Raw genomic sequence first — 13,279 nt, 5'->3', positions numbered from 1 at the left:
GGCCATCGGCTCTCCGACCGCCGGCCCGCCGGCCCTCCGACCGTCGGCCCTCTCGCCGACGGTCGGAGCCCGCTCAGCCTCCGAGTGCGGCGGAGACCACGGCGCGCGCCTCGGCCTGCACCTCGGCGAGGTGCTCCGGGCCGCGCAGGCTCTCGGCGTAGAGCTTGTAGACGTCTTCGGTGCCCGACGGGCGGGCGGCGAACCACGCGTGCTCGGTCTGCACCTTGAGGCCGCCGATCGCCGCGCCGGTGCCGGGCGCATGCGAGAGCTTCGCGGTGATGTCCTCGCCCGCGAGCGTGGTCGCCGTGACGGCCTCGGGAGCGAGCTTGCCGAGCGTGGCCTTCTGCTCGGGCGTCGCCGGGGCGTCCACCCGCTGGTACGCGGAGGCACCGAAGGCGGTCTCCAGCTCGCGGTACCGCTCCGACGGGGTCTTGCCGGTGACGGCGATGATCTCGGCGGCCAGCAGACACAGCAGGATGCCGTCCTTGTCGGTGGACCAGACCGAGCCGTCCTTGCGGAGGAACGAGGCCCCGGCCGACTCCTCGCCACCGAAGGCGACCGAGCCGTCGAGGAGTCCCGGCACGAACCACTTGAACCCGACCGGAACCTCCAGCAGACGCCGTCCGAGCGACTCGGCGACCCGGTCGATGATCATCGACGAGACCAGGGTCTTGCCGATCGCGGCGTCGCGCGGCCAGCCGTCGCGGTGCGAGAACAGATAGTCGATGGCGACCGCGAGATAGTGGTTCGGGTTCATCAGTCCGGCGTCGGGGGTCACGATGCCGTGCCTGTCGGCGTCGGCGTCGTTCCCGGTGAGCACGTCGTACGACCCCTTCTTCGCGACCAGGGAGGCCATTGCCGACGGTGAGGACGGATCCATCCGGATCTTCTCGTCCCAGTCCAGCGTCATGAAGCGCCACGTCGGATCGACCTCGGGGTTCACGACGGTCAGGTCGAGGTCATGCATCTCGGCGATGAGTGCCCAGTACTCGACGGAGGCTCCGCCGAGCGGGTCGGCGCCGATGCTCACCCCGGCGCTGCGGATGGCGTCGATGTCGATGATCGACGGCAGGTCGCGCACGTAGGCGTCTCGGAAGTCGTAGCCGGTGAGGGCATCCCAGTCGATGTCGGCGAAGCGCTCGAGCTTCACGCCGTCGAGTCCTGCGGCGATGAGGGCGTTCGCGCGGTCGGCGATCCAGCCCGTGGCGTCGGTGTCGGCGGGGCCGCCGTGCGGCGGGTTGTACTTGAAGCCGCCGTCGCGCGGAGGGTTGTGCGAGGGGGTGACGACGATGCCGTCCGCGCGGCTGGGGTCGTCGGCCGCCTTGCCGCGGTTGTAGGTGAGGATGGCGTGACTGAGCGCCGGAGTGGGCACCCACGAGTCGCGGGAGTCGACCCGCACGTCGATGCCGTTCGCCAGCAGCACCTCGATCGCGCTGCGCTCGGCGGGCAGCGACAACGCGTGCGTGTCGCGGCCGAGGAAGAGCGGGCCGGTGATGCCCTGCGCGTCGCGGTAGTCCACGATCGCCTGCGTCGTGGCGAGGATGTGGTTCTCGTTGAAGCTGTTCGACAGCGAGGAACCGCGATGACCGCTGGTGCCGAACACGACGCGTTCCGCAGGAACCTCGGGGTTCGGCGTGCGGTCGTAGTAGGCGGCGATCAGTTCGTCGACATCGATCAGGTCACTTTCCTCCGCGGGGAGGCCGGCACGGCTGGTCATCCTCTCAGTCTGCCCCCTGTTCGGCGGGACCGCATCCGAGAAGTCGACCGGACGAGCCGTCGGCCCGCCGAGGGCTAAGGTGAAACCCGTGACTGAACGCCGTACCTACAGCTATCTCGGCCCTGCCGGAACCTTCACGGAGGCGGCGCTCGATCAGGTGGCCGAGGCCCGCGGCCAGAACTGGCGACCCGTGCACAACGTGGGCGAGGCTCTGGCCGACGTGCTCGAGGGTCGGAGCGACGCCGCGATGATCGCGATCGAGAACTCGATCGAGGGCGGGGTGTCCACCACGCAGGATGCTCTGGCCACGCTTCCGGGGCTGCGCATCATCGGCGAATATCTCGTGCGGGTGAACTTCGTGCTGGTCGCTCCGCGGGGGACGACGCTCGACCAGGTCGAGGTGATCGCGGCGCATCCGGTCGCCTACGCCCAGTGTCATGGGTGGCTCGGCGCGCACCTGCCGTCACACTCGCACGTTCCCGCGTCGAGCAACGTCGCCTCCGCGATCGGCGTCCTCGACGGCACGCTGCCCGCGCAGGCGGCCATCGCGGCACCCGGCATCGTCAACCACTACGACGTCGAGGTGCTGGCAGACGGCATCGGCGACAACGCGCAGGCCGTGACCCGCTTCGTGCTGGTCACCCGCACGACCCGTTCGCCCGAGCCGACCGGTGCCGACAAGACCTCGCTGATCGTGGAGCTCCCGCACGACCACCCCGGTTCGCTCCTGGAGATGCTCGAGCAGTTCTCGACCCGCGGCATCAACCTGTCGCTCATCGAGTCGCGGCCGATCGGCGACGAACTCGGGCGCTACCGATTCGTGATCGACGCCGACGGACACATCGAGCACGAGCGCATGGCCGACGCGCTGCTCGGCATCCGTCGATTCAGCCCTCGTGTGGTCTTCCTCGGGTCGTATCCGCGGGCGGACCGGCAGATCGTGCAGTACCCCGACCGCTACTCCGATGACGTGTTCGTCGAGGCGCGCGACTGGCTGCGCGGCATCCTCTCCGGCGAGCCGGAAGCCTGACGTCACCCGCCCGCTGCGCGCCATCCCCGTGCGGGACCCGGGCGGATGCCGTGGTCCAGTGCGGGTGGTTCAGTGCGGGTGGTTCAGTGCTCCTGGAAGCGCGGCCAGTCGCTGCCCGGAGCCATATGGGAGTGCAGAGCACCCTTCGCGGAGGCCAGGCTCGGGTAGGTTCCGGTCGTCGCATCCGATCCGACCATCGTGACCGTGTAGCCGTCCTCGTCGTGGCGGATGCTGCCGACGACACCGTTGCGTCCGTAGGCGACCCAGAGGGCGAGAGTCTTGGTCGTGCTCATCGTCGAACTCCTTCTGCTGCTGCCGACAGTGCGTTCGCCGAGGGGGCCGCGCCCCTGTCGACGGCACTGTTCGTGACGCTACGCCTGTGCCGCCGGGAAAGCCAGGGGTTGACAGGCGCGCGACGTCAACTGCGAAGTGCGGCGGAGATCAGTTCCAGTGTCTGTGCGCGACCGGTCGGTGCATCGTTCGCCTCGGCGTCGTAGGCGCCGGCGACGGGGGAGAGCATGACCTCGTCGACGCCGTAGCGCTCGGCGAAGGAACGCAGCTCGGCGGCGACGCTCTCGCCGGTGCCGACGAACCAGCGCGAACGGGCGGCCCGCACGACCTCGTCGGTGGCGGCATCCGTCACGGCCGCCGCCGCCTGCTCGACGGTCTCGAGAGCAGCGAGGGGCTGGTTCAGACGCAGGCGTGCCATCATCCGCAGCTGCGGGAGCGCACGGGCCTCCGCCTCCTCTTGCGTGGGCGCGGCGACCGCGTTCACGGTGAGGAACGTGCGCGGCTCCGGGTGCTCCTCGCTCGGACGGTAGCCGGTGCGGTACAGGTCGAGCGCGCGCTCGAGGCCCTGCCCCGAGAAGTGGTTCGCGAAGACATAGGGCAGCCCGTGCGAGGCGGCGAGCTGCGCGGAATAGTCGCTCGACCCGAGCAGCCACACCTCGGGGGTGCCGGTCGCGGCCGGCGTCGCACGCACCGTGTATTCCCCGCCGGAGGTGAAACGCAGCGCAGCCCCGTCTGCCGACAGCAGGGCCGCGATGTCCTGCACGTGGCGGGGGAACTGCTCGACGTCGCTGGTGGTCCCCGAGCCGCGCAACAGCTGCGTGATCACCGGGTCGCTTCCCGGTGCCCGGCCGAGGCCCAGGTCGATGCGTCCCGGCGCGATCGCTTCGAGGGCCGCGAACTGCTCGGCGACGATGAGCGGTGCGTGGTTGGGCAGCATCACTCCGCCAGAGCCCAGCCGCACACGCGAGGTGCGGGTGGCCGCAGCGGCGATCAGCACCGGGGGAGTGGTCGACGCCACCGACGGCATGTTGTGGTGCTCGGCGAACCAGTAGCGGCGATAGCCGAGACGGTCGGCGGTCTCCGCGAGCGCGAGGGAGGCGGCGATGGCCTCCGCGCTGGTCTGGCCGGTGCGCACCGGAACGAGGTCGAGGACGGAGAGAGCTGTATGGGACATCCTCAACCACAACGCGCACCTGAGCGCCTCCATTCCCCCGATACCGTGGGGGGCATGGAAGCAGGCATCTTCTACGTCCTCGTCGGGTCCGTCGCGATCGCCGCGTTTGCACGCTGGCGAGGCTGGCCGGCCCCGCTGCTGGTGACGATCGTGGCGCTCGCCGCATCCTTCCTGCCCTTCGTGCCCGACCTCGACATCGATGGGCATGTGCTCCTGAGCCTCGTGCTGCCGCCGCTGCTGTACTCGGCCGCGCTCGATGTGTCGTTCGTCGGATTCAAGCGCAGCCTGCCGCAGATCCGTCGCCTCGGCATCTGGCTGGTGCTTCTCACCGCCGTGGCCGTCGGCTTCGTCGCATGGTGGATCCTGCCGTCCCTCACCCTCCCCGGCGCGCTGCTCCTGGGCGCGATCGTGGCTCCGCCGGACGCGGTGTCCGCTGCGGCGATCGGCCGTCGGCTCGGTCTGCCCCGGCGGATCATGACCGTGCTCTCGGGCGAGAGCCTCATCAACGATGCGACCTCGCTCACGCTGTACCGCGTCTTCGCCGCGATCCTCGCGGGCGCCACCGTCTCGATCTGGGGCGGCATCTGGCAGTTCCTGGTGGCGGTCGGAGTGGGTGTGGCCGTCGGTCTGGTGTTCGGGATCGTCCTGCACCAGCTGCGCATGCGCATCAGCGATCCCGTGGTGATCGGCACGTTCGGACTCCTCGCACCGTTCGGGGCTTATGCGATCGCCGAGCATCTGCTCGGATCGGGCGTCCTGGCGGTCGTCGCGATGGGGCTCTACGTCGGCTACAACTCGCCGCGCACCGACTACACCACCCGCCAGCAGGAGAAGCCGCTGTGGCTTTCGGCCGACCTGCTGCTGGAGAGCTTCGTGTTCGCCTACATCGGGCTGCAGTTCCCCCGTGTGCTCAGCGACCTGGGCAGCGAGTCGGTCGGGCAGATCCTGCTGCTCTCCGGGGCGGTGCTGCTCGTGGTCGTCATCGTGCGGCCGCTCTACATCTATCCGACCAGTGCGTGGGCGAACTTCCAGGACCGCCGCAAGCTCGAGCGCTGGGATCGTGGTGTCGAGTCCGGCGAGTTCGAGAAACGGCATCAGAAGTCGCGGCGCTGGGGCAACTACACCGCCGACGAGCTGCGCAGTCAGATCGTGCGCGACCGGATGGCCGGACTCACGCTCACGTGGAAGGACAGTGCCGTCATCTCGTGGGCGGGCATGCGCGGCGTCGTGACGCTGGCGATCGCGGTGGCCGCCGCCGACCTCGCGACCCTCGACGCGCAGGCATCGCACGCCATCGTCGTGGTGGCCTTCATCGTCACCGTCGGAACGCTGTTGATCCAGGGTCTGACCCTGCCTCTTCTCATCCGCAGCCTCGGCATCGCCAGCGATGTGGACGAGGAGGAGGATGAGGCGGCGCTCGCCGAAGTGCGCGCGAAGAGCCGTGAGGCCGGCAAGAAGTTCCTCGCCGAGAAGCGGGTCGAGTGGGAGGCGAAGTACGGCGAGGTCGACCTCCGGGTGTTCGATGCCTTCACCAAGCGGATGACACGGGTCGAGAAGGACACCGACGAGGCGCAGAAGGTGGAGGATGCCGCGAGCCGACCCTCCTACGAAGACCTCGTCGCCCTGTCGAAGGGGTGGCTGCAGGTGCGTCGCGACATCCTCCTCGCGGAACGCGACGCGGGCAACCTCGATGAGGAGGTCATGCGCGAGCTGATCGCCGCGATGGACGCCGAGGAGCTCGCTCTCGACACCCGCGGCGCCACGCGCCAGGAGGGCCGCGCCTGACCCCCTGACCGCTTCGATGCTCGAACGGCAGAGCGCCTCGCCCCACGAGGGGACGAGGCGCTCTGCCGTTCCGCGGCGAGGTCAGCGGGCGCTGACCGGTTCCTTGTCGGCGGAGGCATCCGCTTCGGGAGCGTCGTCGTCTCCGGAGTCGTCGGCGAAGGGCAGGCCCTCACGCGGCGCGTTGTAGAGCTCCTCGTTCAGGATGCCCTCGCGCTTGGCGACGATCGTCGGGATCAGCGCCTGGCCGGCGACGTTGACCGCGGTGCGGCCCATGTCGAGGATCGGGTCGATCGCGAGCAGCAGTCCCACGCCCTCGAGCGGGAGGCCCAGGGTCGACAGCGTCAGCGTGAGCATCACCACAGCACCCGTGGTGCCGGCGGTGGCGGCCGAGCCGACGACCGACACGATGACGATCAGCAGGTACTGCACGAAGTTCAGCTCGATGCCGAAGAACTGCGCGACGAAGATCGCGGCGATGGCCGGGTAGATCGCGGCGCAGCCGTCCATCTTGGTCGTCGCGCCCAGCGGCACGGCGAACGAGGCGTACGAGCGGGGCACACCGAGGTTGCGCTCGGTCACGCGCTCGGTGAGCGGCAGGGTGCCGATCGAGGAGCGGCTGACGAAGGCCAGCTGCACGGCGGGCCAGACGCCCGAGAAGTACTGCTTGATCGAGAGGCCGTGCGTGCGCACGAGGATCGGGTAGACCACGAACAGCACGAGGGCCAGACCGATGTAGACGGCGGCGGCGAACCAGCCGAGGGAGGCGAGCTTCTCCCAGCCGTACTTGATGACCGCCGAGCCGATGAGCCCGAACGTGCCGAGCGGGGCGATGCGGATGATCCACCACAGCACGCGCTGGATGACCTTCAGCAGCGACTCGGTGAAGACGAGGAACGGCTCCGCCTTCTTACCGGCCTTGAGTGCGGCGATGCCGACCACGGCCGCGACCACGATGACCTGCAGGATGTTGAAGCCGACGCTCGACGAGAACGTGCCCTCAGCCGCTCCGGGGTTGGTGCTCACGGTGAGGCCGAGGAAGTTCTGCGGGATGAGCCCGAGCAGGAAGTTCCACCAGGTGCCCACGGTGTACGGGTCACCCGGCTCGAGGCCCTCGCCGGCGCGGTTGCCGGGCTGGATCACGAGGCCGAGGACGATGCCGATGATCACGGCGATGAACGCGGTGATCGCGAACCACAGGATCGTCTGGCCCGCCAGGCGTGCGGCGTTCTGCACGCGGCGCAGGTTCGAGATGCTGGCGACGATCGCTGTGAAGATCAGGGGGACGACGGCGGCGCGCAGCAGCGTCACGTACGAGTTGCCGATGGTGTCGAGTGTCGCGGACAGCCCGGTCGGGTTCTCGGCGGTCGCGCCGAGCTGGCGGCCGATCAGACCGGCGGCGATGCCGAGGACGAGAGCGGCGAGGATCTGGAAGCCGAACGAGGTCAGCAGCTTCCGGACCGGTCCGCGGGTATCAGGCGCCTTCTGGGCGCGTGCGGTGGTGCTCATGAGGGTGGGGACTCCAGAATCGCGGCGCACCGTGTGCGCGCCATGAGGCCCAACGCTATGACTCCCTGAGAATTCCCTGGGTGGATATGACGAAGGATGACGTTGCGAGCCGGAATCCGTTCGGTGCGGCGGGAAGGCCCGGTTGCCGTCAGCGCGGGGCGAGCACCAGCAGCTCGCCGACCTCGCAGTCGAGGGCCTCGCAGATCGCGCGCAGCGTGGAGTAGCGGATGGCACGGGCGCGGTCGTTCTTCAGCACCGACAGGTTCACGATGCTCACCCCGACCGCGGCGCTCAGCTCGGTGAGCGTCATGCCGCGTTCGGCGAGCAGCTCGTCGAGTCGGCAGTGGATGCCGGTGAACTCGTCATCGCTCTCCGCCGGGCTCACACCAGTCCCTCCGTGTCCTTCTCGAGAACCGCCTTCTCCTGCTGCAATTGCGCCCTTTCCTGCTCGAGACGTGTGCCCTGACGGAACACGGCGGCGAGAGCGAGCAGCCCGAGCGCGCCGACGAAGGGGAGCGGCGTGACGGTCAGTTGGTAGAACGATGGGTACCACTCGCTGTCCGGTGAGAAGACCTCGCGAAGGCCGGCTGTGGCTGCGATACCGCTCAGGAGGTCGGCCGCCACGCCGAACACGAGCACGGCGATCGCGCCGCCGGTGAGGCCACGCGTCACGGAGCGTGAGAACGCGCGGCCCCGCAACGTCTGGAAGCAGATGACCGCCACGATGACCGCGGGCATGGTGGCCAGAGCAAGGCTGCTCAGTTGTGCGGATGCCGCGAGCAACCGGAGCCCCAGCGACGCCTGGCCGACAGTGAACTCGGAGAGCTGCTCGCTGCCACAGGTCAGCATCGTCGTTGCGCTGTCACCGAACTCCGAGCACGCCAGACCGGCCGGCCAATCCAGATACACGTGGGTCTGACCGTCGAACTCCGCCCAGGGGACGGTGAACGCCTTGAAGATGTAGATCACAGCGCCCACCGCCGACATCAGGATCCACCACCCGGAGAGCGTGAGTGCCGCGTCGAGCGCGATCGTGCGGCTGCCCCTCCGGCGCCCTCTCCACACGACGACACCGAGGATGACCGCGATCACCGCGAGCGCGATCCCGATGTTGAGCAGGGACGGCCACACCTCGTCCGAACCGAAGCTGAGCATCAGACGAGTCCTTCCGTTTCCTTCTCGAGCGCGAGCTTCTCGTTCTGTAACCGGATGCCGCGGCGGAATGCCACTGCGATCAGGCCCACCGTCACGCCGGTGGCGAAGATCGGCGCGACGCTCCAGAACTCGATCGGATGCACCGGTTCCCCGTCGCCGATGCCGAGAGCGGAGGTGACGCCGTTGCGGCCCATCGTCTCCAACATCACGATCAGGATCGGAGCGCCGACGAGCGTCCAACCGATCACGTCGAAGGCTCGCGCGTTCGGACGGACGAAGAAGCGTCCGCGGAGGAAGTTCCAGGCGACCAGCGTCACCGCCGCGATGACCGCGACAGCCGCGAGAGCCCACAGCGCGATGGCGGCGATGATGGCCGTGACCGAGGCCGCGTTCACCCCGTCGGCGATGACCATCGCCTCGTCCGCGAACCCCTCGATCGAGATGGCACCGGAGTCGGTCGTGGCGGAGATCGGCTGCTGGTCGATGGGGACCGTCCAAGCGATCCCGGTCTCGCGGAAGGTGCTGCCGACGCGCAGAACGGTGGCGAGCCCGACCGTGACCAGCGCCACGGCGGCGTACAGGATCACGGTGATCGCATCCGCCTTCTCGGAGCGCGTGTTGGTGGTGCTGGTCATCAGACGAGGCCTTCCGTGTCGCGCTGCAGACGCTGACCGATCTCGAAGGCGCCGGCGACCACCGCGAGCGCGAATGCCCAACCGAGTGGAGCGAGGTCGATCGACATCTCGAATGTGGGGACTCCCGCGGATGCGAGGTCCAGCTCGTAGGCGATCTCGCTGAACGCGTTGGCGCGCACGGCCTGGCTCAGCAGACCACCCGCCATGACGGTGATGGCTGCGACGCCGATCCCCCAGGTGGCCGCCGTGCCGAAGGGGCGGCCGATGAAGAGACGGACGCACAGCCACGCGACCGCGATGCACAGCACGATCGGTCCCAGGACCGCCAGTCCGTCGGCGATCGCGAGCAGCAGGCGGGGAGACAGGCTCAGGCCCACGGTCGTGAGCGTGACGGTGTCGTACTGCGCTTCGGAGATGTTGGAGGATGCCGCGAGCACCGCGGGCGCGTCGACCGACCGCAGCCGCATCGATGGAATCGTGATCGCCGGGCTCGTCACGAGGACGGCGGAGCGGATGCTGACGCCGACCAGATCGACCACGGCTATGGCCCCCGCTACTCCGGCGATGACGCCAAGGACGGTCTTCTCCACCAGGCTCGCAGCTCTGGTCGCCGTCGGTGCCTCGGTCATTTCGTCCCCCTCCTGCACGGTCCGCTGCGGACTCGTTGTTATCGACAGTCGTTAACATAACGACTGTCGATAACTCGGTCAACCCCCGGTATGCCCACGGCGAACACGGGCATACGTGCCCCGCACGGTGGTTACTCTCGATGTACAGGCGCAGAGAACGCCACAGGTGTCAGCGCTTCGCCCCGTGCGAATAAGGAGTCACAGCATGTTCGAGAGATTCACGGACCGAGCCCGTCGAGTGGTCGTCCTCGCCCAAGAAGAGGCGAAGATGCTCAACCACAACTACATCGGGACCGAGCACATCCTGCTCGGCCTCATCCACGAGGGTGAAGGCGTCGCCGCCAAGGCCCTCGAGAGCCTCGGCATCTCCCTCGACGCCGTGCGCGAGCAGGTGCAGGACATCATCGGCCAGGGTCAGCAGCAGCCGACCGGGCACATCCCGTTCACCCCGCGCGCCAAGAAGGTGCTCGAGCTCAGCCTCCGCGAGGCCCTGCAGCTCGGCCACAACTACATCGGCACCGAGCACATCCTGCTCGGCCTCATCCGCGAGGGTGAGGGCGTCGCCGCCCAGGTGCTCGTCAAGCTCGGCGCCGACCTCAACAAGGTCCGCCAGCAGGTCATCCAGCTGCTCTCCGGAGCTCCCGGTCGCGAGCCGGCTTCCGTCGGTGCGCAGACCAACGACTCGCCGGCCGGCACCCAGGGCGGATCCGCCGTGCTCGACCAGTTCGGCCGCAACCTCACCCAGGCCGCGCGCGACAACAAGCTCGACCCGGTGATCGGGCGCGAGAAGGAGGCGGAGCGGGTCATGCAGATCCTCTCCCGCCGTTCCAAGAACAACCCCGTCCTGATCGGTGAGCCCGGTGTCGGCAAGACCGCCGTCGTCGAGGGGCTGGCCCAGGCGATCGTCAAGGGCGATGTGCCCGAGACGCTGAAGGACAAGCAGCTCTACTCGCTCGACCTCGGCTCGCTCATCGCCGGTTCCCGCTACCGCGGCGACTTCGAGGAGCGCCTGAAGAAGGTCACCAAGGAGATCCGCACGCGCGGCGACATCATCGTCTTCATCGACGAGATCCACACCCTCGTGGGTGCGGGTGCCGCCGAGGGCGCGATCGACGCGGCCAGCATCCTGAAGCCGCTCCTCGCCCGTGGCGAGCTGCAGACGATCGGTGCGACCACGCTCGACGAGTACCGCAAGCACTTCGAGAAGGATGCCGCGCTCGAGCGCCGCTTCCAGCCGGTGCAGGTCAACGAGCCGACGCTGCCGCACGCGATCAACATCCTCAAGGGACTCCGCGACCGTTACGAGGCGCACCACAAGGTGCAGATCACCGACGGCGCCATCGTGGCCGCGGCGAACCTCGCCGACCGCTACGTCTCCGACCGGTTCCTCCCGGACAAGGCCATCGACCTGATCGACGAGGCCGGCGCACGCCTGCGTCTGTCGATCCTGTCGAGCCCGCCCGAGCTGCGCGAATTCGACGAGAAGATCGCCGCCGTGCGCGAGCAGAAGGAGATCGCCTCCGAGGAGCAGGACTTCGAGAAGGCCGCCGCCCTCCGCGATGAGGAGAAGAGCCTCCTCGCCGAGCGTCTGCGTCTCGAGAAGCAGTGGCGTGCGGGCGACGTCGCGACCTCCGCGGTCGTCGACGAGGGTCTGATCGCCGAGGTGCTCGCACAGGCCACTGGCATCCCGGTCTTCAAGCTCACGGAAGAGGAGTCCAGCCGACTCGTCTTCATGGAGAAGGCCCTGCACCAGCGCGTCATCGGTCAGGAAGAGGCGATCGCCGCCCTTTCCAAGACGATCCGTCGCCAGCGTGCCGGCCTCAAGGACCCGAAGCGTCCCTCGGGCTCGTTCATCTTCGCCGGCCCCACGGGCGTCGGAAAGACCGAACTCGCCAAGGCTCTCGCCGAGTTCCTGTTCGACGACGAGGCTGCGCTGATCTCGCTCGACATGAGCGAGTTCGGTGAGAAGCACACCGTCTCGCGTCTGTTCGGTGCCCCTCCCGGATTCGTCGGATTCGAAGAGGGCGGCCAGCTCACCGAGAAGGTGCGGCGCAAGCCGTTCAGCGTGGTCCTCTTCGACGAGATCGAGAAGGCCCACCCGGACATCTTCAACTCGCTGCTGCAGATCCTCGAAGAGGGGCGACTCACCGACGGTCAGGGTCGGATCGTGGACTTCAAGAACACGGTCATCATCATGACCACCAACCTCGGTGCACGCGACATCGCGGGCGGTCCCGTCGGCTTCCAGATCGAGGGCAACGACTCGACCAGCTACGACCGCATGAAGGGCAAGGTGAACGAAGAGCTCAAGCGGCACTTCAAGCCCGAGTTCCTGAACCGTGTCGACGACATCATCGTGTTCCCGCAGCTCTCGAAGGAGGAGCTGGTGCAGATCGTGGATCTGTTCACCAAGCGCCTCGGCGAGCGTCTGCTGGACCGCGACATGACGATCGAGCTGTCGCAGGCCGCCAAGGAGCGCCTCATCGAGATCGGGTTCGACCCCGCGCTCGGTGCCCGACCGCTGCGTCGCGCGATGCAGCACGAGGTCGAGGACCGTCTCTCGGAGAAGATCCTGCACGGCGAGCTCAACTCCGGTGACCACGTGAAGGTCGACGCGAAGGACGGGCAGTTCCTCTTCGAGCACGGCCCACGCGACGGCGGCCCCGTCGCGGTCGGCGTCAACACCGGCGGTGGCGCGATCGCCGGCACCCCCGACCTGGCGGTCGCCAGCGGGGAGTGACCTCCGGTCGATTCATGAGAAGGGGCGGATGCTGCGGCATCCGCCCCTTTCCTGTGTCCGGTACAGGTGCCGCCGGGTCCCGGGTTCTAGGCTTGTGGTGTGAGCGAGTACATCGTCCGACCGGCGCGCAGCGCTGACATCGTCGGCATCCGCACCCTGCTGCAGCCGCTCGTCGAGCAGCGCATCCTGCTCGGCAAGGATCTGGCGGTGCTGTACGGCGCCGTGCAGGAGTTCGTCGTGGCAGAGGCCGACGGGGTGCTGATCGGGTGCGGTGCCCTGCACGTGATCTGGGAAGACCTCGGCGAGGTGCGCACCCTGCTCGTGCGCGACGACTGGCTGCACCACGGCGTCGGACGTGCGATCGTCGACCGCCTCGAGGAGAACGCCAGGATGCTCGGCCTGACCCGCCTGTTCTGCCTCACCTTCGAGGTGGAGTTCTTCGGACGACGCGGCTACACGCCGATCGGTGAGCAGGTCGTCGACCCGGACGTGTACTCGCAGCTGTTGCGCAGCGGTGACGCGGGTGTCGAGGAGTTCCTCGATCTCGCGCACGTGAAGCCGAACACCCTCGGCAACACCCGCATGCTCAAGGTGCTCTGACACTCCTTCGCCGGTCC

12 protein-coding genes are annotated in these 13,279 nt (G+C 68.4%); 4 read left to right on the top strand and 8 right to left on the bottom strand.

What is annotated here, in order from left to right; translation table 11 throughout:
* Window positions 1–73: 73 nt before the first annotated feature.
* The gene (gene pgm, locus GZ64_RS0116435; RefSeq protein WP_029267690.1) at window positions 74–1,717 is read right to left on the bottom strand and encodes a phosphoglucomutase (alpha-D-glucose-1,6-bisphosphate-dependent); all 1,644 of its coding nucleotides are present in this window, start codon (window positions 1,715–1,717) and stop codon (window positions 74–76) included.
* A gap of 79 nt (window positions 1,718–1,796) precedes the next feature.
* Here pgm and pheA point away from each other — a divergent pair, with 79 nt between their 5' ends.
* The gene (gene pheA / locus GZ64_RS0116430; protein ID WP_029259873.1) at window positions 1,797–2,747 is read left to right on the top strand and encodes a prephenate dehydratase; all 951 of its coding nucleotides are present in this window, start codon (window positions 1,797–1,799) and stop codon (window positions 2,745–2,747) included.
* Between the two features lie 83 nt (window positions 2,748–2,830).
* Here the strand turns inward: pheA and GZ64_RS0116425 are convergent, their stop codons facing one another.
* A complete protein-coding gene (locus GZ64_RS0116425; RefSeq protein ID WP_021200014.1) occupies window positions 2,831–3,040 on the bottom strand; it encodes a hypothetical protein in 210 nt (69 codons plus the stop codon).
* A gap of 125 nt (window positions 3,041–3,165) precedes the next feature.
* Window positions 3,166–4,212, bottom strand: coding sequence for an LLM class flavin-dependent oxidoreductase (locus tag GZ64_RS0116420; RefSeq protein WP_029267688.1), 1,047 nt, complete (start codon window positions 4,210–4,212; stop codon window positions 3,166–3,168).
* Window positions 4,213–4,266: 54 nt separating this feature from the next.
* On the opposite strand from GZ64_RS0116420, the gene GZ64_RS0116415 reads away from it, so the two are divergent.
* A complete protein-coding gene (locus GZ64_RS0116415; protein ID WP_021200012.1) occupies window positions 4,267–5,997 on the top strand; it encodes a cation:proton antiporter in 1,731 nt (576 codons plus the stop codon).
* Between the two features lie 81 nt (window positions 5,998–6,078).
* Here GZ64_RS0116415 and GZ64_RS0116410 read toward each other — a convergent pair whose 3' ends face one another.
* From GZ64_RS0116410 to GZ64_RS0116390, 5 genes are all read right to left on the bottom strand, one after another.
* Window positions 6,079–7,503, bottom strand: a complete 1,425-nt coding sequence (locus tag GZ64_RS0116410; protein WP_029267686.1) for a dicarboxylate/amino acid:cation symporter — start codon at window positions 7,501–7,503, stop codon at window positions 6,079–6,081.
* A 148-nt stretch (window positions 7,504–7,651) separates the two neighbouring features.
* Entirely contained in the window at window positions 7,652–7,888 is a 237-nt protein-coding gene (locus GZ64_RS0116405; RefSeq protein WP_021201318.1) for a helix-turn-helix domain-containing protein, read from the bottom strand.
* A complete protein-coding gene (locus GZ64_RS0116400) occupies window positions 7,885–8,658 on the bottom strand; it encodes a hypothetical protein (protein WP_029259877.1) in 774 nt (257 codons plus the stop codon). The genes GZ64_RS0116405 and GZ64_RS0116400 overlap by 4 nt, the downstream gene beginning before the upstream one ends.
* A complete protein-coding gene (locus GZ64_RS0116395) occupies window positions 8,658–9,293 on the bottom strand; it encodes a hypothetical protein (RefSeq protein ID WP_029267684.1) in 636 nt (211 codons plus the stop codon). Before GZ64_RS0116395 ends, GZ64_RS0116400 begins: the two co-directional genes overlap by 1 nt.
* On the bottom strand, window positions 9,293–9,922 hold the full coding sequence (locus tag GZ64_RS0116390; protein WP_021201315.1) for a hypothetical protein: 630 nt from the start codon (window positions 9,920–9,922) through the stop codon (window positions 9,293–9,295). The genes GZ64_RS0116395 and GZ64_RS0116390 overlap by 1 nt, the downstream gene beginning before the upstream one ends.
* Window positions 9,923–10,127: 205 nt before the next feature.
* Here GZ64_RS0116390 and GZ64_RS0116385 point away from each other — a divergent pair, with 205 nt between their 5' ends.
* Window positions 10,128–12,662 carry an ATP-dependent Clp protease ATP-binding subunit gene (locus GZ64_RS0116385; protein ID WP_021201314.1) on the top strand — a complete coding sequence of 845 codons (2,535 nt, stop codon included), beginning with the start codon at window positions 10,128–10,130 and terminating at the stop codon, window positions 12,660–12,662.
* 99 nt (window positions 12,663–12,761) lie between these two features.
* Window positions 12,762–13,262: an amino-acid N-acetyltransferase gene (locus tag GZ64_RS0116380; RefSeq protein WP_021201313.1), complete on the top strand. Its 501-nt coding sequence runs from the start codon at window positions 12,762–12,764 to the stop codon at window positions 13,260–13,262.
* Window positions 13,263–13,279 lie beyond the last annotated feature (17 nt).

Source organism: Microbacterium sp. Cr-K32, from assembly GCF_000708345.1.
GTDB classification, from domain to species: domain Bacteria; phylum Actinomycetota; class Actinomycetes; order Actinomycetales; family Microbacteriaceae; genus Microbacterium; species Microbacterium maritypicum_A.
This window is presented reverse-complemented; position numbering and strand designations above follow the sequence as displayed.